This is a genomic window from Geodermatophilaceae bacterium NBWT11 (assembly GCA_014218215.1).
GTDB lineage: Bacteria > Actinomycetota > Actinomycetes > Mycobacteriales > Geodermatophilaceae > Klenkia.
In genome coordinates, this window is the sequence record CP043652.1 from 2,411,814 (window position 1) to 2,435,372 (window position 23,559).

Genomic DNA, 23,559 nt, shown 5'->3' on the forward strand with positions numbered 1-23,559 from the left:
AGCGGGGGACCAAGATCGACTCGCGTGTGACGTGCGGAACCCCGACTGTTCAGCGGTGATCGACTCACGACGTAGTCGCGGGTTCTCGCGACGGTCCTTCCTGGCCGCCTCGGGGGCCGGTGCGCTGGCCCTCGCCGGGTGCGGCACCGGGTTCGAGCTGCAGCGCGGGGACGGCACGGCCAGCCGCGAGGGCCGGCTCAGCTTCACGCTGTGGGCGGGGGACGCCGAGCTGACCGCGTTCACCACCGTCGCCGAGGAGTGGTCGCGCACCAGCGGCATCCCGGTGGTCTTCAACGTCGTCCCGTTCGGCGAGGCGTTGACCGGCATCGACGCGGGCCTGGCCAGCAGTCGGGCGCCGGACCTGTTCCGGGTGACCTACCAGGACATCGGCATCTACGCCGCCGGCGACGCCCTGCTCGACCTCACCGACCTGCTGCCCAGCGGGTTCGTCGACGGGTTCGGCCCGGCATTCGTCTCCGCGGTGCAGTCCGAGGGCCGGGTCTACGGCGTGCCGCACCACACCGACACCTCCCTGGTCCTCTACGACACCGAGGCACTCGCGGGGGCCCGCATCCCCGAGAGCCTGGACGACGCCTGGACCTGGGAGGAGTTCGGCTCGATCGCCCGGTCGCTGCCGACCGGGGAGGTCCAGTTCGCCTTCGGGGTCAACTGGCAGCTCGCCGGGGCCTACCGCTGGCTCAACTGGGTCGACCAGCTCGGCGGCCGGCTGCTCACCGAGGACCTCACCGGGCCCGCGATCGACAGCCGGGCGGGCCGGGACGCCCTGGCCTTCACCCAGTCCTTCTTCGCCGACGGCCTGGTGCCGCGGACGACGTCGACCAAGGGCGCCTACGTCGACGAGCTGTTCACCGCCGGCACCATCGCGATGGTGTTCGCCGGGGACTTCCTGCTGCCCACCATCGACCCGGCCTTCCTCAGCGCCGGCCGCGAGTACGGCGCGACGTTCCTGCCCCGGGACGAGCGGGCCTCGGCCGACCTGGGCGGCAACGCCGTGGTCGCCACCTCGCAGTCGAAGAACCCCGAGGCCGCCGCGGACTTCCTGGCCTACCTGTCCGGGGACGAGGCCCAGGCGCTGTTCTGCGCGCAGGCCACCGTGCTGCCCACCCGGACGGCGCTGCTGGACCAGCAGCTGGACTACGCCGTCCGCCCCGATCTCATGGAGCTCTTCGTGCAGCAGGCCACCACGATCACCCCGGAGCTGTCCGCCCAGGTCACCGTGCCGCAGTTCAACGCGGTCAACGCCTCGATGGTCGACCGGCTGGAGCAGGCGTTCCTCTCCGGGGACGACCCGGCCGGGGTGCTCGCCGACCTCTCCGACGACATCGCCGGCCGGCTCTCGTGACTACGACGGCCCCGGCGGCGGTCACCGCGCCCCTGCCCGAGGACGACGAGGAGCAGCGGCCCACCAGGAAGCGGCGCGGCGCGTGGAAGGACTCCGCCGCCGCCTGGGCGATGCTCTCGCCGAACCTGCTGGTGTTCGGGCTGTTCCTGCTGCTCCCGCTGCTGGCCACGTTCTGGCTCTCGCTGTACTCCTCCTCGGGGTTCGGGCCGAGGGAGTTCATCGGGTTCGAGAACTACAGCGAGCTGTTCGGCGACGACACGTTCTGGCGGGCCACGCTCAACACCGGGGTCTACGCGCTGCTCACCGTGCCGGTGTCGCTGGTGCTCGGCCTCGGCGTGGCGCTGGCGATCAACAGGCCGATGCGCGGTCGCGGGCTGCTGCGCGGCATCTACTACGTGCCCTACGTGATCAGCGGCGTGGTCATCGCCGTCGCCGGCCGGTGGGTGTTCAACGAGAACGTCGGGGTGGTCAACCGGCTGCTGCGCGGGGCGGGTCTGGACGGCGTGCCCTGGCAGTCCGACGGCGTCGGCGCGATGGCCTCGCTGGTGCTGATCAGCGTGTGGACCAAGATCGGCTTCTGCATGGTCGTCTACCTGGCCGGGCTGCAGTCGATCCCGACCGAGTACCTGGAGGCCGCCCAGATGGACGGCGCCGGGCGGTGGACCCGGCTGCGGCACGTCATCGTGCCGCTGCTCAAGCCGACGACGGTGTTCCTCGTCGTCCTGGGCGTGATCGAGAGCTTCCAGGTGTTCGACATCGTCTACGTGCTCACCGGCGGTGGCCCGGGCAACGCCACCGAGATGCTCGTGACCTACGCCTACGCCGAGGGCTTCGACGCCCGCCGGCAGGGCTACGCGGCGACGATCGGCGTGGTCACCTACCTGCTGATCGCGGTGCTGACGGCGCTGTGGTGGCGCCGCCAGAAGGCGACGGAGGCCGACCAGTGACCACCCTGCAGACCAAGCCCGAGGCGCTGCGGCGGACCCCGAAGCGCGGTGGGGCCGGATGGATCTCCGGGCGCAAGGTCGCGCTGGTCCTGGGCGCGGTGGTGATGCTCTTCCCGCTGTACTGGATGGTCGTCACCGCCTTCAGCGGGCAGGGCTCCCTCACCAGCGGCCCGCTGCGCTGGTTCCCGGAGAACCCCACCCTGGACGGGTTCCGCCGGGCCTTCGAGCTGCTGCCCTTCGGCAGCTTCTTCGTCAACTCCCTGGCCATCGCGCTGGTGGCCATGGCGCTGTCGGTGACGCTGAACCTGATGGCCGGCTACGTGCTGGCCAAGTACCGGTTCCGCGGCCGGCAGGCGGTCTTCGTCGTCATCGTCTCGACGCTGATGATCCCGGTGCAGGTCGTGATGGTGCCGCAGTTCCAGCTGGTCGCCGGGCTGGGCTGGATCGACTCCTACTGGGCGGTGATCGTGCCGCGCGCGGCGGAGGCGTTCGGCATCTTCCTGTGCCGGCAGTTCATGCTCGCCATCCCCGACGAGATCCTCGAGGCCGCCCGGATGGACGGCGCCGGGCACCTGCGGGTGTTCTGGTCCGTCGTGCTCCCGATGTGCCGGCCGCTGATCGCGGTGCTGGTGATCCTCACGTTCATGTACCGCTGGAACGAGTTCGCCTGGCCGCTGATCGTGCTCAACGACCAGCAGCTGTTCACCGTGCCGATCGGGCTGGCGTTCCTGCAGGGCGAGTACGGCACCGACTACCCGGCGCTGATGGGCATGGCGCTGCTGTCGACGCTGCCGGTGCTCGTGGTGTTCGCGCTGTTCCAGAAGCAGTTCGTGGAGGGCGTGGCCCGCAGCGGCCTGCGCTGACCCGTCCGGGGTGGCCCAGCGGACGGACCGCCGGAGGGCGCGGGAGACTGACCCCATGGGGTTCACCTCGCTGTACACGCACGGGTTCGCCCGGGTCGCCGCGTGCACCCAGCGCACCGCGCTGGCCGACCCGCCGGCCAACGCCGCGGCCGTGCTGCGCCAGGCGCGGGCCTGCCACGACGACGGTGTCGCGGTCGCGGTGTTCCCCGAGCTGACCCTGTCCGGCTACTCGATCGAGGACCTGCTGCTGCAGGACCCGCTGCTCGACGCGGTCGAGGGGGCGCTGCAGACCGTGGTCGAGGGCAGCCGCGACCTCCTGCCCGTGCTCGTCGTCGGCGCCCCGCTGCGGCACCGCAACCGGGTCTACAACTGCGCGGTGGTGGTGCACCGCGGCCGGGTGCTCGGTGTCGCGCCGAAGTCCTACCTGCCGACCTACCGGGAGTTCTACGAGCGCCGTCAGCTCGCCCCCGGCGACGACCAGACCGGCACGATCCGGGTGGCGGGCGAGGACGTGCCCTTCGGCCCCGACCTGCTCTTCGCCGCCACCGACGTGCCGGGTCTGGTGCTGCACGCCGAGGTCTGCGAGGACGTCTGGGTGCCGATCCCGCCGAGCGCGCAGGCCGCGCTGGCCGGGGCCACCGTGCTGGTCAACCTGTCCGGCTCGCCGATCACCGTCGGCCGGGCCGAGGACCGCCGGCTGCTGGTGCGCAGTGCGTCCTCCCGCTGCCTGGCGGCCTACGTCTACGCCGCCGCGGGGGAGGGCGAGTCGACCACCGACCTGTCCTGGGACGGGCAGACCCTGGTCTACGAGAACGGCGTCCTGCTGGCCGAGACCGACCGGTTCCCCGACGGGGACCGGCGCGCGGTGGCCGACGTCGACCTGGACCTGCTCCGCCAGGAGCGGGCCCGGATGGGCACGTTCGACGACAACCGCCGGCACCACGATCCCGTCACCCGGACGATCGACTTCACGCTGGCCCCGCCGGATGCGGACCTCGGCCTGCGCCGGGAGCTGGAGCGGTTCCCGTTCGTGCCCAGCGACGACGCCCGGCTGGCCCAGGACTGCTACGAGGCCTACAACATCCAGGTCGCCGGCCTCGCCCAGCGCCTCGGTGCGATCGGCGACCCGAAGGTGGTCATCGGGGTCTCCGGCGGGCTGGACTCCACCCACGCGCTGATCGTGGCCGCCCAGGTGATGGACCGGGTCGGCCGCCCGCGCAGCGACGTCCTGGCCTACACGTTGCCCGGCTTCGCCACGAGCGACCACACCAGGGGCAACGCCTGGGCCCTGATGCGCGCCCTGGGCGTCACCGCCGCCGAGCTGGACATCACGCCCACCGCCCGGCTGATGCTCGAGGAGATCGACCACCCGTTCTCCGACGGGCAGGACGTCTACGACGTGACGTTCGAGAACGTGCAGGCCGGGCTGCGGACGGACTACCTGTTCCGGATCGCCAACCACCGCGGCGGGATCGTGCTGGGCACCGGCGACCTGTCCGAGCTGGCGCTGGGGTGGTCCACCTACGGCGTGGGCGACCAGATGAGCCACTACAACGTCAACGGCGGGGTGCCCAAGACCCTCATCCAGCACCTGATCCGCTGGGTGATCGGCTCCGGCCAGTTCGACGACGAGGTCGGCGGCATCCTGCAGGCGATCGTGGACACCGAGATCAGCCCCGAGCTGGTGCCGGGGGAGACCGCGCAGTCCACCGAGGCGTCGATCGGGCCGTACGCGCTGCAGGACTTCACCCTGTTCCACGTGCTGCGCTACGGGTTCCGGCCCTCCAAGATCGCGTTCCTGGCCTGGCACGCCTGGCGGGACGCCGAGGCCGGCGACTGGCCGCACGGCTTCCCCGAGGCCAAGCGGACGGCGTACGACCTGGCCGAGATCCGCCGCTGGATGGAGGTCTTCTGCCAGCGGTTCTTCGGGTTCAGCCAGTTCAAGCGCTCGGCGATGCCCAACGGGCCCAAGGTGTCGGCCGGCGGCTCGCTGTCCCCGCGCGGGGACTGGCGGGCCCCCTCGGACGGCTCGGCCGCACTCTGGCTGGCCGAGCTGCGGGACAACGTCCCGGGGTGAGCATCCGCCCGACGGCCGCCGAGGTGGCGGCGACGCTGCCCGGGGACGACCTGGTCCCCGACGCCGCCGTCGTGATGGACACCGCGTTCTCGCTGCCCGCGCCCCCGGCCGCGGTCTGGCCGTGGTTCGTGCAGCTGGGCAAGCGGCGCGGCGGGTACTACCTGCCGCGGTGGGTCGAGGCGCTCACCCCGCCCGCCCGGCGGGGCCTGCGGCACCTGGAGCCCCGGCTGCTGGACCTCGCCGTCGGCGACACCATCCCCGACTGGGGCGGCCGGCACGCGACCTTCACCGCCGCCGTCCTGGAGCCGCCGCACACCCTGGTGCACCGCTCCACCCGCGGCGCCGTCCGGCTGACCTGGGCGATCGCGCTGCGCGCGGAGGGACCGGGCACCCGCGTTCAGCTGCGGTTGCGGCTGGCCGGGGTGCGCCGGCAGCGGCTGGCCCGGCTCGTCGGCGGGGCCGCGGACCGGCTGACCGTGGCGGGTCTGGCCATCGGGTTGCGGGAACGCCTCCGATGAGGAGCAGGATGGTTCGATGGCCACCGTCGAACGACACGTCTCCGCCGAGCCCGCCGCCGTCTGGGCCGTGCTGGCCGACGGCTGGGCCTACAGCAACTGGGTGGTGGGCGCCTCGCACGTGCGCGCCGTCGAGGCGGCGTGGCCTGCCGTCGGCACCCGCATCCACCACGCCCAGGGCAACTGGCCGGTGACCCTGGACGACGAGGCGGTCGTCGAGCAGAGCGAGCCCGGGCGCCGGCTGGTGCTGCTGGCCAAGGGCCGCCCGCTCGGCTCGGCTCGGGTGGAGGTCGTCCTGCACCCCGCCGACGGCGGCACCCGCGTGGTCTTCACCGAGACCCCGGTGTCCGGGCCGGGCAGCTGGCTGCACAACCCGGTCAGCGAGGCGGTGCTGGTCAAGCGGAACGTCGAGGCGCTGTCCCGGCTGGCCGCGATCGCCGAGCGCCGGACCACGCCTCAGGACTGAGCGAGCCGCTGGGGTGCGTGCCGGGTGGGCTCCCGGTACAGCGGGTACAGCTCGCCGACCGTGCGGGCCACGGCGGCGACGTCGAGCCAGGCCGGCCCGCCGACCCGCTCGGTGGCCTCGGGGGTGAGCCGCACGGGCCGGCGGTCCGGGCCCTCGGCGACCCCCAGCCCCACGAGGTCGCTGCCCCTCGCCAGCAGCCGCCGCAGCACTCGCTCGCCGATCCGGCCGTAGGACAGCGTCTCCACCTCCAGGCCCGGGACCAGCACCTTGGCCACGTGCACCCCGCGCACCCCGGTCGCGGCGACGAGCAGGTCGAACCCGGCCAGCCGCTCCCGGTACAGCGCCAGCGTCTCCGCCGGCCCGTGCACCGCCGACGTGGGCAGTCCGGCGAAGGGCACCTCGGTGCGGCGCGCCCACAGCGGGGCGAGCAGGTCCGTCAGCTCGGCGGTGCCCAGGCCGGTCCAGGCGGTCATCGCCGCCAGCGCCCGGGGCTCCTGCTCGGGGAGCGGGGTGGCCAGCTCGTCGGCCAGGTAGTCCGGGTGCCGGGCCCGCACCCCGGCCAGCGGGCCGAACGCGAACGCCCGCCGGGCTCGGGAGGACGCCAGCTCCAGCACGGCCTTGCGCACCGCCTCCGCCCGGTCGGGGGCGGCGGCCTCGCCGATCGCGCTGACCACCACCGGCACCTCGGCCGCCGGGTCGGTGGCCACCGCGTGCACGACGACGGCGAACTCCGTGCTGGCCAGCTTCACCGTCACCTGCAGCCCGGCCGCCTCCAGCGCGGCGATCGCGGCGAGGGCCTGGGGGTCGTCGATGCCGGTGACCACCCGGCCGGTGTCCAGGGCGCGGAAGTCCACGGTGTTGCCGTGCCGCTGGAGCAGCTCCCCGATGCCGTGGCCCACGGCCCGCTCGATCGTGTCCCCGGCGCCCATGCCGTTGGTGATCGGGGTGACCAGCCAGCCCCCGGCCGGGGGAGGAGCGGCGATGCCGGCGGCGTGCGGGGCGACGAACTCGGCCGGCACCAGCACCTCCTCCCCGGTCGCCCAGCGGGTGGTGGGCAGCCAGCGCAGCGGCCGGTCCGGGTCGTCGTCCACGCCGGCGGGGAGCACCAGCGTGCGCGGGTCGGCCACCCGGTCGGCCCCGCGCTCGGCCACCAGCTCGCGGAAGGAGGCGGTGCGCGGCTCCCGGGCCAGCAGCGCGTCGTCGAGCAGCACCTGCTCGGCCAGCTCGCCCCACGCGCCGATCGCCGCGGCCTCCTCGGTCGCCCCGTAACCCACGCCGTGCCCCGACCGGGTGCCGTCGGCAGCCCGCCACACCGTGGCGGTGACCGGGATGCCGGTGCGGTCGTAGCCGCGCAGGTCCAGCTCGGTGGTGCGGCCCTCGGGCAGGGCGGCGCGGTAGGCGGCAGCGGGGTCGGTCACGCACCCACGGTGCCCGGCCGGCCGGCCCGGCACACTCAGTCCCGGCGGGGGCGCCCGCGCTTGACCACGTACATCGCCTCGTCGGCCGCGGTCAGCATGGTCTCCGGGGTCGACGCGGGCCCGCTGAGCGCGACGCCGACGCTGACCCCGACCTGGTGCCGGCCGGCGCTGGACCACAGCGGATCGGTCATCGCCTCGGTCACCCGCTCGGCGAGCGCGGCCGCCACGGCGGGGTCGGCGACCTCGGGGCACATGAGCACGAACTCGTCGCCCCCGATGCGGGCGGCGGTGTCGCCGGGCCGGACGACGGCGGCGAGCCGGACCGCGGCCTGGGCCAGCACCTCGTCCCCGGCGGCGTGCCCGTGCGCGTCGTTGACGGCCTTGAACCCGTCGAGGTCGCAGTACAGCAGGGCCACCTGGTCACCCCGGCGGGCGGCGGCGACCAGGGCGTGGTCGAGCCGGTCGACCAGCAGGCTGCGGTTGGGCAGCCCGGTCAGCGGGTCGTGCAGCGCCGCGGTGCGCAGCTGCTCCTCCAGCTCGCGCTGGGCGGTGACGTCGGCCATCGCGACCACCGCACCCAGGAACCGGCCGGAGACGTCACGCACCTCGGTCGCCGAGCAGGACACCGTGCGCGGGAACCGGTCGTGCGGGTGGATGACGATCTCGGCGTCGGTGACCCGGCCCTCGGTGTAGGCCCGCAGCAGCGGCACCTGGTCGGCCGGCAGCGGGGTCCGCCCGTCGGCCTCGAACAGGTCGTAGGCGGTGGGCAGCTCCGCCGGGGTGAGACCGCTGTCGGTGTCGTGGCCGTGCCAGAAGCGGCTGACCTGGTTGAACAGCGTGATCCGGCCCTCGGCGTCGGCAGCCACCACGCCCACCGGCAGCGCCTCCAGCAGCGCCCGGTCGAAGGCCTGGGTGCGCACCAGCTCGTCGTTGGCCCGCACCAGCTCGGCGCGGGCGGCCTCGCCGATCCGGGCGGCCCGGCGGCGCTCCAGCAGGGCCACCACGACCCAGGCGAGGTCGTTCAGCCGGGCCACCTGGTCCTCCGTGAGCACCCCCGGCACCTCGTCGCTGACGCACAGCGTGCCGATGACGACCCCGTCGACCACCAGCGGTGCGCCGGCGTACAGCCGGACCCGGGCCCAGCGGCCGTCGACCCAGGCGCTGTCGGTGAACCGGGGGTCGGCGGCCAGGTCGGGGGAGGAGAACACCCCGCCGAGTTGCGCCACCCGGTGGCAGGGCGACTCGTCGCGGGGTGACTCCCCGCCGACGAACCCGAAGGTGGCCGGCTGGGTCATGACGTCGGTGTCGAGCAGGTGGATCCCGGCAAAGCGGGTGCCGCACACGGTCGCGGCCAGCCGGGTCACGGCGTCCAGCTCGGCGTCGGACGGGGCGTCGAGCAGGTCCAGGTCGACCAGCACCCGGTGCTGGCGTTCCCGCTGCGCGGCGTCGTCGTCCGGGGGGTCGAGGACGCCGTCCCCGTACCGCTCGCTGAGCATGCCCACGTCCCACCCGTCCTGTCGGCGGACCCGTCGTCCGTCAGGAGGACAACGGCCCGGACGCTAGTGGTCTTGAGACGTCCCGGACAGGGTCCCCCGGCAGGGGGAGGAGGTCACCCGACCAGCTGACGCACCGTCTCCACCACCGCGACGACGGCGAAGACCGCGAAGAGCACCGCGGCGACCCGGCGGATCAGCGGGATGGGCAGCTTGTCGGCGAGCTTTGTGCCCAGGAAGACGGCCAGCCCGGAGACGACCAGCAGCGCGGCCCACGCGCCGACGAAGACCGAGAGCGGCTCGTCGTAGCGGGCGGCCAGGCCGGCGGTGGCCAGCTGGGACAGGTCGCCCCACTCGGCGGCGAACAGCACGCCGAAGGAGATCGCGGCCGCGCGCAGGAACGGGGTCTTCTCGCGCTGCTCGGCGGCCTCCCCGCCGTCCTCGGGTCCGCTGTTCGCGCTGCGCCACAGCAGCACGGCGCCGACCAGGAACAGCAGCGCGACGATGCCGCTGACCAGCGCCGCGGGCAGCAGCGACAGCAGCGAGCCGGCGGTGACCGCGATGGCCACCTGCACGGCGAACGCGGTGCCGACGCCGACGAAGACCGGCAGCGGGGCGAACCGGGTGGCCAGCACCAGGGTGGCGAACAGCGTCTTGTCCGGCAGCTCGACCGGGAGGATCAGGATGAACGCCGCAGCGACGACGGACAGGACCACGGGGGCCTCTTCTCTGCTCGGCGCGACCGGGCAGGGGGCGCACGCCTCCGACCGGCAGCGCCACGGGTGGGTGGACTGCAACAGTCGAAGGTCTCGCCCATCCGGTTCGCACCGGACCCGCTGACCGGGTGCCCCGGGGGGCACCAGCATGTCGACCAGCGGACGGGGGGCTACTCCCCTTCTCCGCCCGGGACCCTAGCCCATGCCGCCGCGGTGGCGGCACGCAGCACCTCCTTGACCGGTAGACCCCGCTCACGGGCCAGGGCGGCGACGTCCTCGAACTCGACGCTGACGTTGAGCACCCGGCCCGCGTCGTCCCGGGCGGTCTTGGTGCCCACCCGGCCGCCGAGGACGTCGACGTGGTCCTGGCTGCGGGCCAGGGCCACCTTGCCGACCGGCGAGACGCGCAGCCCGATCGTGGGGGTGTGGGCGAACACCGCCCGCTGGACGGCGGCCACCGTCTCGGGCCGGCACAGCGCGGCCAGCGTGTGTGCCGGGCGGCCCTTCTTCATCAGGATCGGGGTCAGCCAGGCGTCGCTGGCCCCGGCGGCGAAGAGCGCGTCGAGCACCCCGGGCCACAGCCGGGGGTCCAGGTCGTCGATGTTGGCCTCGAGCACCACCGGTGTGCCGGGGGTGGCCACCGGCTCCCCGAGCACCAGCCGGACGGCGTTGGGCAGCTCGACCGGGTCGCGGCCGCCGGCCCCGGACCCGACCAGGGCCGGTCGCATCCCGGGCAGCGGGCCCCAGACGTCCACCAGCTCGGCGACCAGCGCCGCCCCGGTCGGGGTGCAGCACTCGTGCGGCACCGGTCCGGCGTGCACCGGCAGACCGGTCAGCAGCTCCAGCACCGCCGGTCCGGGCACCGGCACGACGCCGTGCTCCCCGCGGGCGGTGCCGCTGCCCAGCGCCACCGAGGTCGCGTGCAGCTCGGCCAGCCCGAGGTGGGCGAACCCGGCGACCACCCCGACCACGTCGGCCAGGGCGTCCAGGGCGCCGACCTCGTGGAAGTGCACCTCGTCGGCGGGCACCCGGTGCACCCGGCCCTCGGCCGCGGCCAGCCGGGCGAAGACGGCCAGCGCCCGCTCCCGGACGGCGTCGTCCAGCGTCGCGCCGCCCAGCAGCTCCCGGACGTCGGCCCAGGTGCGGTGGTGGGTGCTCGGCGGGGCGTCGACGTGCACCCGGGTGGCACCCAGCCCGTGCCGGGTGACCTGCTCGGTGCGCAGCAGCACCGGTTCGACCGGCAGCCCGGCGACGGCGTCCTGCACCACGGCCAGCGGCACGCCGGCGTCGACCAGGGCGCCGAGCAGCATGTCGCCACTCGCGCCCGCCGCGAGGTCCAGCCAGCCGATCACGAGGTCATGGTGCCCCGAGCGGCGCGGCCCGGGTCAGCGGGGGATGGACCGCCGGGCGATCCGGGCGGCGAACACGCCGGCGGCGTAGCCGTTGTCGATGTTGGAGACGACCACGCCCGGGCTCGCCGAGTTGAGCACGGTGAGCAGCGCGCCGAAGCCACCGAAGGAGCTGGTCTGCCCGGTGGAGGTGGGGACCGCGACGATCGGCACCTCGGTCATCCCGGCGACCACGGTGGCGAGTGCGGCGTCCAGGCCGGCGACGACCACCAGGCAGTCGACATCGGTGAGCAGCGAGCTGTCGGCCAGCAGCGGGCGCATCCGGCTGCCCCCGACGTCGTCGACCCGGGTGACCTCGGTGCCGGTCACCTTGGCCACGAACGCGGCCTCGGCGGCGACCGGGGTGTCCCCGGAGCTGGCGCACAGCACGGCGACCCGGCCGCGCACCTCGGGCAGCGGGCCGACGGCGGCGGCCATCGCGGCGGCGTCCATGGTCGTGTAGGCGTCGTGCTCGCTGGCCAGGGCGACCAGCGTCTCCGCCGAGGCCCGGACGACGACCGCGGCCCGGTCGGGGAACTCGCGGCGGGCGTCGCGGACCAGGGCCAGGACCTGCTCGGTGCTGCGCCCGGTGCCCCAGATGACGTCGGGGCCGACGGTGGCGGGGGGCTGGCGGGTGACGACCGGGCTGGTGCTGGGCGGACGGACGTCGGCCTGCGGGGTCTGGGTGGCCTGCTGCCGGGGGGCGGGCTCGGGCCGGACCGTGCGGCCGCGCTGCTCGCGCTGGCCGCCGGCACCGGGGACGGGCTCGACGAGGAGCCGGGCGAAGCCGCCCGCGCCGTCCTCGTCGGGGGCGTCGTCCTGCTCGTCGGCCGCCGGGGTCGGCTCGGCAGCGGGCCCGTCGCCGAAGAGCACGTCGGTGGGCCGGCCGGGACGCCGCGTCGCGTCGCTCGGGCCGGACTCCTCGGCGTGGGTCTGCGGCTGCACGTCAGTGACACTAACCGGCCCGTCCCCTGACTCCGGGTCATCCGCGGGGGCCGTGTCGGCGGGCAGCAGCTCGCCCTCCAGGAAGGTGGGGGACAGCCGGTAGACCGGCGCGACCTCGGCGGTCGGGTCGTCGGTGGCCCGGGTCTGGGTGACCCCGGAGAGCCGGACGACGCGGTCCCGGCCGCTGCGCTTGGCGTCGTAGAGCACGCCGTCGGCGGCGGCGAACAGGGTGCGCCGGTCGTCCCCGCGGGCCGCCGAGGCGATGCCCACGCTGATCGTGACCGGCACGTCGATGCCGAGGGCGGACCAGTCGTTGCCCGAGATCGACCGGCGGATCCGCTCCATCGCCCGCTCGCCCTGCTCGGCGGTGGTGTCGGGCAGCAGCACGACGAACTCGTCGCCGGCCCAGCGGCACACCTCGTCGCTGTCGCGCACCCCGTCGACCAGCAGCTGGGCGACGGCGCGGAGCACCGCGTCACCGCCGGGGTGCCCGGCGGCGTCGTTGATGGACTTGAAGTGGTCGATGTCCACCACGGCCAGCGCGGGCGCGGCGCCCGCGGCCAGCAGACCGTCGAGGCGGGCCTCGGCGTAGCGCCGGTTGGGCAGGTGGGTCAGCGGGTCCTCGTAGGCCTGGCGGCGCAGCTGGCCGGCGGCCCGCTCGGTCTCCAGCAGGCTCTTGCGCCGGCCGAACAGCTCGACCCAGCGGGTGCGCCGCTCGTCGACCCGGTCCAGCTCGTCGGCCAGGTAGGCCTGGAGGTAGGGCAGCGCGCGGGCGGCGTCGTCGAGCTCGGCGTGCAGCGTGCACAGCTCGCGCAGTGCGGACCGGCGCAGGCGGGGCAGGCCGTGCTCGGTGGCCAGCGCCAGAGCGTGCGCCAGGTGGTCGTCGGCCGAGCGGACCCGGGCGGTGTCCCCGACCAGGCTGCCGGACCGACGCAGTGCCCGCCCCAGCGCCAGCTCGGCGGAGGCGAGCAGCCCGCGGTCGTCCTCGGAGGTCAGCGCGACGGCCTGCCGCAGCGGGGCGACGGCGGCCGGGCACTCGCCCAGCCCGACCAGCGCCCACCCGTGCACGACCTGGGCCTGGACCCGGCGGGGGTCACCGACCGGCAGCTCGGCCAGCGCCCGGTCGGCCAGCGCCCGGGACTCGGCGAAGTAGGGCCGGGCGTCGTCGGTGCGGGCGTCGTCGAGCAGGTTCTCCCCGACCTCGGCGCACAGCGCGGCCAGGCGGGCGGCGGTGTCCCCCACCAGCGCGGCGGACCCGGCGCCGGGCACGTCGTCGGCCAGCCGGACGGCGGTGTCGTGGGCGCGCCGCTGGTAGTCCAGGGCCAGCGGCATGAGCTCGAGGTCGGCGAGCACCCCGGAGAGGGCGCCCAGGGTGTGCACCAGCAGCGGGCTGACCGGCAGCGCCGGGTCCAGCAGGCTGGCGGCCTCGACCGCCTCGTCCATCGCGGCGTCGGTGCGGCGGGAGAGCAGCTCGATCCGGGCGTGCCGGGCCAGGCCCGCCGCGCGCTGCAGGTCGTCGTCGGAGGCGTCGAAGGCGGCCCGGGCGGAGCGGACCAGCGCGATCGCCAGCGCGGCGTGCGCGGCGGACTCCGAGCGGGTGCCCAGCTCGACGGCCGCGACTGGGGCGTCGTCGGGGGTCTCGGCGGCCTCGAGCAGCTCGGCGACCCCGTCGTGCAGGTCCAGCGGCTCCTCGGTGGCCGAGGCGTCGATCGGGTCACCGAGCAGGGTGAAACCGGCCATCCGCAGCCGCCGGACCAGCAGCTCGGCGCGCAGCGTGTCGGCCCAGGCGCGGGCCAGGGAGGTCAGCGGGGCGCCGGCGGTGGGCGGCACGGAGAGACCGGCGTCGCCGTCGACGTCGGCCAGGAGCGTCTCGGCGAGGTCCAGCTGCCAGTTGGCCAGCGCGGAACTCACCTGCTCGTGCAGGACCCCGGGTGGCACGAGCGCAGAGTGCACGCTGGCGGTGCCGCTGTCACGCACCGGGCCCGGGGCACGCCGGGAGTCCGCCCGTCCGTGCTGTCGGTCGCCCGTCCCGGCACCCGACCGGCGGGGTCGGGGAGCGCTCACGACGACGGCTCGTCGTCGGGTGCGAACGCCCAGCCCGGCGGGCGCTGGGTGCGGGCGCCCAGCAGCTCGTCGACCAGCTCGTCGACCGAGGCGTGCGCGGTCGAGGGCTGCCCCCCGACGCCGGTGTCGCCCGGACCGGTGGCCGGGGCGGGGGTGCCGGTGCGGACCCGGTCGCGGCCGGTGCGCTTGGCGGAGAACAGGTGCAGGTCGGCGCTGTCGAACAGCTGCCGCCAGCTCTGCGGTCCGGTCTGGTCCGGGTGGGTCGTGGCGATGCCGATGCTCACCGTCACCGGTCCGGCGAGGTCCAGCTCGTCCCACGGGCACTCGACGACGGCCACCCGCAGCCGCTCCATGGCGACCACGGCCTGCGCCTCGTGCGCCCCGGGCAGGATCACCAGGAACTCGTCGCCGGCCCAGCGGAAGACCTCGTCGCCGGTGCGGCAGTGCAGCCGGAGCAGGTCGGCCAACCGGCGCAGGACGGCGTCCCCGTGCAGGTGGGAGTTGTCGTCGTTGACCGACTTGAACCGGTCGACGTCGACCACGGCCAGCGAGGCGGTGGTGGTGGTCAGGTCGAGCTCGGCGAGCCGGCGCTCGGCGCTGCGCCGGTTGCCCAGCCCGGTGAGCGGGTCCTCCATGGCGTGCCGGCGCATGAGCGCGGCCTGCCGCTCGGCCTCCCGCAGCCGGCTGCGGCGGACGAACATCTCCGCCCACAGCTCGCGGCTGCGCAGCGCCACCTGGGAGGCCTCGGCCCGGTAGGCCTCCAGCCAGTGCAGGGCCTCGGCGGCCCGGCCCAGCGCGGCGGTGGCCTGGCCGAGCTCGAGCAGGCACTGCCGGTGCCGGCGGCGGTCGCCCACGGCGGCGAACGCGCCGGCCGCGGCGACCAGCAGGTCGGTGGCCTCGTCCGCCAGCCGGACCGATTCGGGTGCCTCGGTGCTCCCGACCCGGGTGGCCTCGCGCTGGGCGGTGCGGGTGAGCAGCCGGGCCAGGGCCAGGTCGGCGTAGCCGAGCAGCCACAGCCCGCCCTCGGCCTCGATCCGGCCACGCACCCGGCGCAGGGCCGGGAGGGTGTCGTCCAGGTCGTCGGCCAGGGTCAACGCCCAGCCGTGGACGACGGCCAGCAGGTCGCTCTCGGCGTCCGGGGGCTCCCAGTCCAGCGCGGTCGCGGCGTGCGAGCAGCGCAGCGCGACCGCGGCCAGCCGGGCAGCACGGACCTCGTCCCCCCGGCGGTGCACGGTCTGGGCCAGCTCGGCGTGCTGCTGGGCGCACAGCCGCAGCAACCGCCAGCGGTCGGCGACCCCGCCCAGCGCGGTGGCGACCCGGTGACCGCGCAGCGCCTGGGCGACCGCGAGCTCCTCCAGGTCGAGCCGGGTGAGGGCCAGGGAGAGCCAGTGGTGGGCCTGGTGCAGCTCGCGGCTGGGGTCGTCGGCGGGCACCTGGTCGGTGAGCAGGCTGGCGTCGACGGCCAGGTGCATGGCGGCGTCGGAGCGGTCGCCGCTGACCTCCAGGTGCGCCAGGTAGGCCAGCGTCAGGGCGCGCTCGGCGTCGGCCGGGCACAGCTCGGTCGCCGCGCGGGCGGCCGCGACCTCGGCGGCTGCGGCCTCAAGGTCGTGGGTGGCCAGCAGGCGGCGGGCGGCGAAGGCGTGCGACCAGGCCACCCAGCGCGGGGTGCCCGCTCCGGTGAGGTCGGCCTCGACGGCGGCCAGGGTGTCCAGGAACGCGTGGGCGTCCTCCCGGTCGCTGGCCTCGAGCAGGGTCCACCGTGCCTGGGCGAGGAAGGCGTCGTCGACGAGGGCCGGGATGCCGGTGCTCACCACGTCCTCCACTCACCTGTGGGTCGCCCGGACGCGCGGGGTCCCCGCGTCCGTGCTCCCGGCCGGTGGCGAGGCAGCTCCCCCCGGGTCGGGGACTGGACCCGACCCGGCCGCACTACCCTCGTCGGATGCCTCAGCAGCACCCGACGCGGTTCGCCTATCTGGGGCCCGAGGGTACCTTCACCGAGGCGGCCCTCCGCAGTCTCGGTGCCTCCTCCGAGGGGGAGCGGCGACCGGCCGCCAGCGTGCCCGCCGCACTGGCCGCGCTGCGCGCCGGTGAGGTCGACGCGGCCTTCGTCCCGATGGAGAACTCGGTCGAGGGATCGGTGTCCCCGACCCTGGACGGACTGGCCGCCGGGGACCCCGTGGTCATCACCGGTGAGGTGTTCCTGGCCGTCGACTTCGTGCTGGCCGTCCGCCCCGGTGTCGGGCTGGACGGGGTGGGCTCGGTGGCCAGCCACCCGCACGCGCTGGCCCAGACCCGCGGCTGGGTGGCCGAGCACCTGCCCGCCGCCGACGTCCTCGCCGCGGCCTCCACCGCCGACGCGGCCCGGCTGGTCGCCGAGGGCGCCTTCGACGCCGCCGTCTGCCCGGCGCTGGCCGCCGAGCGCTACGGCCTGGACGCCGTCGCCACCGGCCTGGCCGACCACCCCGGGGCGGTCACCCGCTTCGTCCAGGTGGAGCTGCCGGGCCGGCTGCCGGCGCCCACGGGGGCGGACAAGACGACCGTGCACTGCGTGGTCACCGACCGGACCGGGGCGCTGCTGGACCTGCTCACCGAGTTCGCCGTCCGCGGGATCAGCCTGACCCGGCTGGAGTCCCGGCCCACCCGGGAGCGGCTGGGCGTCTACTCCTTCTCCCTCGACGTGGAGGGCCACGTCGCCGACGCGCGGATGGGCGACGCGCTGGCCGCGCTGCACCGGCGGTGCGAGGAGGTCCGGTTCCTCGGGTCCTACCCCCGCGACGACGGCCAGGCGCCCAAGCCCGTGCTCGACGCCGACGGCGACCCGGCCTTCGGTGCCGCGGCCGACTGGCTCGCCGACCTGCGCCGGGGCCACTGACCCCGCTGCGCACACCCCGGCTCCGGTCATGGTCACCCAGTGTGCTGCGCCCAGAGCCTGGTGCAACCCCTTCGTCCTCGATCGGTGGACGGACGGGTCCTTCACACGTGCGCTGTGTCACCCACGAGGGTCTCGGCAGCGTCCACCCGGGCGCGGGTGGCCACGGTGGTGCCGCTTAGCACCCCGCCCGGGCTGCGTCGTCCGGGCAGCACGAGGACGGCGAGGAGCAGCACCGCCAGCCACGCGGCGATGACCAGACCGGTCTGCCGCGGGGTGTCGGCCAGGTCCACCAGCACCGCGAGCGGGGCCCAGTGCAGCACCGAGCGCAGCAGCACCCGGACGCGCGGGGCCGCCGTCGTCCCCGTCCGGTCGGCGACGGTCAGCCCCACGGCGGCCTGACCCGGGGTGCTGCGGTGCCGGCCGAGCATGGGGAGCAGGCCGACGAGCAGGACGGGGACGGCGTAGCCCGCGCCCGCGCGCAGGGTGTCGAAGGTGGTGGTGTCCAGGGCGGCGGTACCGGCCACCGCGGCCACCCCGAGGGTCAGGGTCACCGTGGCCAGCCCGGCGGCAGCCACCAGGGCCAGCAGGTCCACGACGACGGCCAGCCCGCGGCGGGGCAGCGTCGGGGGCTCCAGGTCCGCGGCGGGGGCCGGCACCGGGTCGGGCAGCAGCCGGCGGGCCGGGGCGGCCAGCAGACCGCCGATCAGGGCGCCGAGGGTGTTGGTGAGCAGGTCGTCGACGTCGGCCACCCGGTACGGGCAGGGGTAGGCGCCGAGGACCGCCGTCCCCTGGGTGGTCTCGATGCCCAGCGAGACGGCCGCACCCAGCAGCACCGCGGGGAGCAGCCCGATGCCGAAGCGCCAGCGGGCCAGCACGCCGAGCGGCACGAACAGCACGACGTTGAGCAGCACCTGGAGCACGGCCGGGTGGGTCAGGAAGCCCAGCGGGTCGCTGCCGGAGGCGCGGGCCAGGGCGTCCTCGACCGAGCCGAGGGGAACCAGCTGCCAGGTGGCGCTGCGCGAGCAGGCGCCGGGTGGCTCGTCGGGCAGCGGGAACAGGGTGAACGCGACCAGCCCGCAGGCGTAGAGCCCCACCGCGGTCGACACGGCCGCCGGCCAGCCGCGCAGCCGGCCGTACCGGCGGTACTGGGCGGCCAGCCACGGCAGGAACGTGACGGCGACCAGGCCGGCGAACAGGAAGACCGCGACGAACGCCGAGGCCAGCCAGAGGGTCATGCGCGGGTCAGAGGTAGAGCCCGGTGGCTTCCTCGATGCGCTCGGCCGCCACGGCGTGCACGTCGCGCTCGCGGAGGATCACCAGGTCCTCGCCGTGCACCTCGACCTCGTGCTGGTCCTCGGGGGAGAACAGCACCTGGTCGCCGACCTTGACCTGTCGCACGTTCGCGCCGACCCCGCGCGCCTCACCCCAGATCAGCCGCTTGGCGACCTGGGCGGTGGCGGGGATGAGGATGCCGCCGGAGCTGCGCCGGTCGCCGGCGTCCTTGCGCAGGGAGACCAGCAGCCGGTCGTGCAGCATCTTGATCGGCAGACCGGTCTGCGAGGCGTCGTCGGGCACGTCGTCGGACGCTACCGGTCCCTCAGCCCCAGCCGAGTTCGTGCAGCTTCTCCTCGTCGATGCCGAAGTGGTGCGCGATCTCGTGCACCACGGTGATCGTGACCTCGTCGGCGACCTGCTCGGCGGTCTCGCAGACGTCGCAGATGGCCTCCCGGTAGACCATGATCCGGTCCGGCAGCTGGCCGGAGAGGTCCCAGCTGCGCTCGGTCAGCGCGTAGCCCTCGTAGAGGCCCAGCAGCGTGGGCTCGTCCTCGTTGCGGTCCTCGACGAGCACCACGACGTTGTCCACCAGGGCCATCAGCTCGGCTGGCACCTGGTCGAGGGCGTCGGCGACGAGGTCCTCGAACTCCTCGAGCGGGAGGGCCCTCACCAGCTGGTCGGCAGCGGGCGGCCCTCTTCGTAACCGGCGGCGGACTGCACCCCCAGCACGGCACGCTCGTGCAGCTCGTCCACGGTGCGGGCGCCGGCGTAGGTGCAGCTGGACCGGACACCGGCCACGATCTGGTCGACGAGGTCCTCGACGCCGGGGCGGGCGGGGTCCAGGTACATGCGGCTGGAGCTGATGCCCTCCTCGAACAGCCCGGCGCGGGCGCGGTCGAAGCCGGACTGGGTCGACGTCCGGGCCTTGACGGCGCGGGCCGAGGCCATCCCGAAGCTCTCCTTGTAGAGCCGACCGGTGCCGTCCTCGTGGACGTCGCCGGCGCTCTCGTAGGTGCCGGCGAACCAGGAGCCGACCATGACGCTGGCCGCGCCGGCGGCCAGGGCCAGGGCGATGTCGCGGGGGTGCCGGACGCCGCCGTCGGCCCACACGTGCTTGCCGGCCTCGCGGGCGGCCGCGGCGCACTCCTCGACGGCGGAGAACTGCGGGCGGCCGACGCCGGTCATCATCCGGGTGGTGCACATGGCGCCGGGGCCCACGCCGACCTTGACGACGTCCGCGCCGGCCTCGATCAGGTCGCGGGTGCCCGCCGCGGTGACCACGTTGCCGGCCACGACGGGCGTGGAGCCGGCGACCGAGCGGGCGGCGCGGACGGCCTCGACGGCCTTGGCCTGGTGGCCGTGCGCGGTGTCCACGACGAGCACGTCGACGCCGTGGGCGAGCAGTGCCTCGGCCTTGCCGGCGACGTCGCCGTTGATGCCGACCGCGGCGGAGGTCAGCAGGCGGCCTCCGGCGTCGAGGGCGGGGGAGTAGAGCGCGCTGCGCAGCGCGCCCTTGCGGGTGATCACGCCGACGAGGCGGTCGCCGTCGACGACGGGGGCGGCGTGCACCCGGGCCTCGGAGAGCACGTCGAAGACCTTGGGCAGGTCGGTGCCGGCGGGGATGGTCAGCGGGTCGGCGGCCATCACCTCCGACAGCTGGGTGAACCGGTCGACGCCCTGGCAGGCGCCGTCGGTGACCACGCCGATCGGGCGGCCGTGCTCGACCACGACGACGACGCCGTGCGCGCGCTTGGTGAGCAGCTGCAGCGCCTCGGCGACCGTGGCGGTCGGCGCCAGGGTGATCGGGGTGTCGTAGACGGGGTGCCGGTCCTTGACCCAGCCGACGACCTCGCCGACGACGTCGGTCGGGATGTCCTGCGGGAGGACGGCCAGCCCACCGCGCCGGGAGATGGTCTCGGCCATCCGCCGGCCGCTGATCGCTGTCATGTTGGCCACGACCACCGGGATCGTGGTGCCCACCAGGTCCGGCGTGGTCAGGTCCACCTCGAGCCGGGAGCCGATGGTCGAGTCGTTGGGGACCATGAACACGTCGGCGTACGTGAGGTCCGTGGCCGGGCGCTGGTCGTTCAGGAACCGCATGACCCCATCGTCCCGCACCAGGCCCGCTGAGCACAGAGGCGCCTCTCCCCCTCCCTCCCTCCCATCCATCCCTCCCCCGGTGATCACGGGGTTGTTGCCAGGGACCCGCCGACCACCAGCGTGTCGTCTGGCGAGAACCCCGTGATCACCGCGGAGAGGGGGGAGCGAGGAGGGGGAGGGACCACCTCGCGGACCCGCCGGTCCTGTGATCGGATTGCACGCGCCGGGGCCGCGCGGTGAACAGGCAGTGACTTCACAGGCTCTCGGCCAGCGTAAAGATCTCTTACGTGGGTAGGCTCCGTCGGAACGTCGCACCGCCTCTCCTGGGCGCGCGGCCCCACCGAGTCGAGGTCCCCACCCGTGTCCGCACTGCTCTTCGGTTCCATCAGCACCCTGGCCGACACCTCCGAGCTCCAGCGTGAGTCGTTCAACGAGGCCTTCGCCGCCCACGACCTGGACTGGCGCTGGGACCGCGAGGACTACCGCGAGATGCTCCGCGGCAACGGCGGGGCCGACCGCATCGCCGGCTACGCGGCCGAGCGCGGCCAGGACGTCGACGCCGCCGCCGTGCACGCCACCAAGTCCGAGCTGTTCCAGCAGAAGCTGGGCCGCGGCGGCCTGACCGCCCGCCCGGGCGTGCTGGAGTCCCTGCGCAGTGCCAAGCAGGCCGGCGCCAAGGTCGCGCTGGTCACCACCACCTCGCCGGAGAACGTCGTCAGCCTGGTCCAGGGCGTCCAGGACCTGCAGCTCGACGACTTCGACCTCGTCGTCGACAACTCCGTGGTCAGCGAGTCCAAGCCCGACCCGGCCGCCTACACCCACGCGCTGAGCGCGCTGGGCGTGGACGCCGCCGACGCCGTCGCCGTGGAGGACAACACCGGCGGGGTGCAGGCCGCGAACGCCGCCGGCATCACCGTGCTGGCCTTCCCGAACGAGAACACCGCTGAGCACGACTTCAGCGCCGCCTCCCGGGTGGTCGACCACCTGGACCCCGCCGAGCTGCCCGCCGGGCTGCAGGCCTGAGCACCAGGAGACCCCGATGACCACCCTCAGTTCCAGCGTGACCCGCCAGGACGGCGGCTTCACCGTCGAGGCCGTGCAGAAGACCGAGTACCGGCTCGTCCCGGTCGACGGCGTGTTCACGCCGGAGAACGAGCAGCTCGCCGACTGCTACCGCGCCGCCGGCCGCTGCCTCGCCGTCGTCGACGAGAACGTGCTGGCCCTGCACCGCGAGACGATGCAGGCCTACTTCGACGCCCACGGCATCGCGCTGACCGTCATCCCGGTGGCCATCGCCGAGACCGACAAGACGCTGGCCACCCTCGAGCGCCTCGTCGACGCCTTCTCCGCCTGGGGCCTGCTGCGCACCGAGGCCCCGCTGGTCGTCGGCGGCGGCTTGGTCACCGACGTGGCCGGCTTCGCCTGCGCCTCCTACAAGCGGTCCACGCCGTACATCCGCATCCCCACCACGCTGATCGGCCTCATCGACGCCAGCGTCTCGATCAAGGTCGCGGTGAACCACGGCAAGGCCAAGAACCGGCTGGGCGCCTACCACGCCAGCTCGACGGTCTTCCTGGACTTCTCCTTCCTGGCCTCGCTCGCCGAGGACCAGGTGCGCAACGGCATGGCCGAGCTGATCAAGATCGCCGTCGTCGCGAACCGGACCGTCTTCGACCTGCTCGACGAGCACGGCGAGGACCTGCTGCGCACCCGTTTCGGCCACCTCGACGGCACCCCGGAGATCCGCAAGATCGCCGACCAGGTCACCGACGAGGCGATCGACACCATGCTGCAGCTCGAGGTGCCCAACCTCGCCGAGCTCGACCTGGACCGGGTGATCGCCTACGGGCACACCTGGAGCCCCACGCTGGAGCTCACCCCGGAGACCCCGTTCTTCCACGGGCACGCGATCAGCGTCGACATGGCCTACTCGGCGACCCTGGCCGCCGCGCGGGGGTACATCACCGTCGCCGACCGCGACCGGGTGCTGGCGCTGTTCAGCCGCCTCGGCCTCACGATCGACACCCCGTACCTGACCGCGGACCTGCTGCAGGAGTCCACCAAGTCCATCCTGCAGACCCGCGACGGCCTGCTGCGCGCCGCGGCCCCCAAGCCGATCGGGGAGTGCACGTTCATGAACGACGTGGACGACGCCGAGCTGGCCCGCACCCTCGACCTGCACCGCGAGGTCGTCTCCGCGCTGCCCCGCGAGGGTGCCGGTGTCGACGCGTTCATGGTCCCGCGCACGAGCCCCGTCGTCGCCGCACCGTGACGGTGTCGGCAGGGCTGCGTCCGGTCACGCCGCTGGGCATCCTGGCGGCGCGGCTGGACGCGGTCTGCGGGCGCCTGGACGGGGTGCCCGAGGAGGTCCGCGCCGAGCTCGAGGGCATCCGGGACCTCGCGGTGGGCTTCGAGCCCTACCTCGAGGCGCAGACGACGCCGGAGTCCCCGGCTCTCGCACTGCTGGCCGAGCGCACCCTGGCCGCCGCGTGGTCGGGGTCGCTGGAGGCCGAGATGCTCTCGGGGCACGTGGAGGGCCGGTTCCTGGCGTTCCTGCTGCGCACGGCGCGGGCCCGTCGGGTGCTGGAGGTCGGCATGTTCACCGGCTACTCGGCGCTCGCGATGGCCGAGGCGCTGCCCGCCGACGGCGAGGTCGTGGCCTGCGAGCTCGACGCCGACGTCGCCGCCTTCGCCCGGGAGTGCTTCGACGAGTCCCCGGACGGCGGCACGATCGACGTCCGGGTCGGCCCGGCGGCGGACACGCTGGCCGCGCTGGTCGCCGAGGGGCAGGTGTTCGACGTCGTCTTCGTCGACGCCGACAAGGCCGGGTACGCCGGCTACCTGCAGACCGTGCTGGACGGCGGGCTGCTCGCCGACGGCGGTCTCGTGGTCGTGGACAACACCCTCATGCAGGGCCAGCCCTGGGCCGGGGACCGCACCGCCAACGGCGAGGCCATCGCCGCGTTCAACGACGCCGTCACCGCCGACCCCCGGGTCGAGCAGGTGCTCGTCCCCCTCCGCGACGGGATCACCCTGATCCGCCGCACCGACAGCTGA

20 protein-coding genes are annotated in these 23,559 nt (G+C 74.7%); 10 read left to right on the forward strand and 10 right to left on the reverse strand.

Going from position 1 to position 23,559, the window contains the following annotated elements:
• Nucleotides 1–31 precede the first annotated feature (31 nt).
• The 6 genes from F1C76_11595 (at nt 32) to F1C76_11620 (ending at nt 6,231) form a co-directional block, all read left to right on the forward strand.
• Entirely contained in the window at nt 32–1,363 is a 1,332-nt protein-coding gene (locus F1C76_11595; protein QNG37150.1) for a sugar ABC transporter substrate-binding protein, read from the forward strand.
• The gene (locus F1C76_11600) at nt 1,360–2,310 is read left to right on the forward strand and encodes a sugar ABC transporter permease (GenBank protein QNG37151.1); all 951 of its coding nucleotides are present in this window, start codon (nt 1,360–1,362) and stop codon (nt 2,308–2,310) included. The genes F1C76_11595 and F1C76_11600 overlap by 4 nt, the downstream gene beginning before the upstream one ends.
• Nucleotides 2,311–2,414: 104 nt before the next feature.
• A complete protein-coding gene (locus F1C76_11605; protein QNG39183.1) occupies nt 2,415–3,173 on the forward strand; it encodes a carbohydrate ABC transporter permease in 759 nt (252 codons plus the stop codon).
• Between the two features lie 55 nt (nt 3,174–3,228).
• The gene (locus tag F1C76_11610) at nt 3,229–5,250 is read left to right on the forward strand and encodes an NAD(+) synthase (protein ID QNG37152.1); all 2,022 of its coding nucleotides are present in this window, start codon (nt 3,229–3,231) and stop codon (nt 5,248–5,250) included.
• Nucleotides 5,247–5,768: a hypothetical protein gene (locus tag F1C76_11615; protein ID QNG37153.1), complete on the forward strand. Its 522-nt coding sequence runs from the start codon at nt 5,247–5,249 to the stop codon at nt 5,766–5,768. The genes F1C76_11610 and F1C76_11615 overlap by 4 nt, the downstream gene beginning before the upstream one ends.
• A gap of 16 nt (nt 5,769–5,784) precedes the next feature.
• The gene (locus F1C76_11620) at nt 5,785–6,231 is read left to right on the forward strand and encodes an SRPBCC family protein (GenBank protein ID QNG37154.1); all 447 of its coding nucleotides are present in this window, start codon (nt 5,785–5,787) and stop codon (nt 6,229–6,231) included.
• Here F1C76_11620 and F1C76_11625 read toward each other — a convergent pair.
• The 6 genes from F1C76_11625 to F1C76_11650 all read right to left on the reverse strand — a co-directional run bounded on the left by F1C76_11625 (nt 6,222) and on the right by F1C76_11650 (nt 16,054).
• Nucleotides 6,222–7,826 carry a hypothetical protein gene (locus F1C76_11625; protein QNG37155.1) on the reverse strand — a complete coding sequence of 535 codons (1,605 nt, stop codon included), beginning with the start codon at nt 7,824–7,826 and terminating at the stop codon, nt 6,222–6,224. The two genes, F1C76_11620 and F1C76_11625, sit on opposite strands and share 10 nt — an antisense overlap.
• A complete protein-coding gene (locus tag F1C76_11630) occupies nt 7,685–9,145 on the reverse strand; it encodes a diguanylate cyclase (protein QNG37156.1) in 1,461 nt (486 codons plus the stop codon). The genes F1C76_11625 and F1C76_11630 overlap by 142 nt, the downstream gene beginning before the upstream one ends.
• Before the next feature lie 113 nt (nt 9,146–9,258).
• Entirely contained in the window at nt 9,259–10,008 is a 750-nt protein-coding gene (locus F1C76_11635) for a TMEM165/GDT1 family protein (protein QNG37157.1), read from the reverse strand.
• A gap of 20 nt (nt 10,009–10,028) precedes the next feature.
• Entirely contained in the window at nt 10,029–11,168 is a 1,140-nt protein-coding gene (larC, locus tag F1C76_11640) for a nickel pincer cofactor biosynthesis protein LarC (protein QNG39184.1), read from the reverse strand.
• Between the two features lie 75 nt (nt 11,169–11,243).
• Nucleotides 11,244–14,255 (reverse strand): diguanylate cyclase, encoded by a 3,012-nt coding sequence (locus F1C76_11645; GenBank protein ID QNG37158.1) that lies wholly within the window; start codon nt 14,253–14,255, stop codon nt 11,244–11,246.
• The gene (locus F1C76_11650) at nt 14,252–16,054 is read right to left on the reverse strand and encodes a GGDEF domain-containing protein (protein ID QNG39185.1); all 1,803 of its coding nucleotides are present in this window, start codon (nt 16,052–16,054) and stop codon (nt 14,252–14,254) included. The genes F1C76_11645 and F1C76_11650 overlap by 4 nt, the downstream gene beginning before the upstream one ends.
• Nucleotides 16,055–16,194: 140 nt before the next feature.
• On the opposite strand from F1C76_11650, the gene pheA reads away from it, so the two are divergent.
• Nucleotides 16,195–17,127, forward strand: coding sequence for a prephenate dehydratase (pheA, locus tag F1C76_11655; protein QNG37159.1), 933 nt, complete (start codon nt 16,195–16,197; stop codon nt 17,125–17,127).
• A 101-nt stretch (nt 17,128–17,228) separates the two neighbouring features.
• Here pheA and F1C76_11660 read toward each other — a convergent pair whose 3' ends face one another.
• The 4 genes from F1C76_11660 to F1C76_11675 all read right to left on the reverse strand — a co-directional run bounded on the left by F1C76_11660 (nt 17,229) and on the right by F1C76_11675 (nt 20,502).
• A complete protein-coding gene (locus tag F1C76_11660) occupies nt 17,229–18,362 on the reverse strand; it encodes a VanZ family protein (GenBank protein ID QNG37160.1) in 1,134 nt (377 codons plus the stop codon).
• Nucleotides 18,363–18,369: 7 nt separating this feature from the next.
• Complete coding sequence (locus tag F1C76_11665; GenBank protein ID QNG39186.1) at nt 18,370–18,663, reverse strand: co-chaperone GroES; 294 nt, start codon at nt 18,661–18,663, stop codon at nt 18,370–18,372.
• 61 nt (nt 18,664–18,724) lie between these two features.
• Complete coding sequence (locus F1C76_11670; GenBank protein QNG37161.1) at nt 18,725–19,072, reverse strand: metallopeptidase family protein; 348 nt, start codon at nt 19,070–19,072, stop codon at nt 18,725–18,727.
• Nucleotides 19,069–20,502 carry a GuaB1 family IMP dehydrogenase-related protein gene (locus F1C76_11675; GenBank protein QNG37162.1) on the reverse strand — a complete coding sequence of 478 codons (1,434 nt, stop codon included), beginning with the start codon at nt 20,500–20,502 and terminating at the stop codon, nt 19,069–19,071. Before F1C76_11675 ends, F1C76_11670 begins: the two co-directional genes overlap by 4 nt.
• Nucleotides 20,503–20,862: 360 nt before the next feature.
• Here F1C76_11675 and F1C76_11680 point away from each other — a divergent pair, with 360 nt between their 5' ends.
• From F1C76_11680 to F1C76_11690, 3 genes are read left to right on the forward strand one after another with little or no spacing between them, the layout of a single operon-like run.
• Nucleotides 20,863–21,525: an HAD-IA family hydrolase gene (locus F1C76_11680; protein QNG37163.1), complete on the forward strand. Its 663-nt coding sequence runs from the start codon at nt 20,863–20,865 to the stop codon at nt 21,523–21,525.
• A gap of 16 nt (nt 21,526–21,541) precedes the next feature.
• Entirely contained in the window at nt 21,542–22,774 is a 1,233-nt protein-coding gene (locus F1C76_11685) for a sedoheptulose 7-phosphate cyclase (GenBank protein QNG37164.1), read from the forward strand.
• Between the two features lie 14 nt (nt 22,775–22,788).
• Nucleotides 22,789–23,559 carry an SAM-dependent methyltransferase gene (locus tag F1C76_11690; GenBank protein ID QNG39187.1) on the forward strand — a complete coding sequence of 257 codons (771 nt, stop codon included), beginning with the start codon at nt 22,789–22,791 and terminating at the stop codon, nt 23,557–23,559.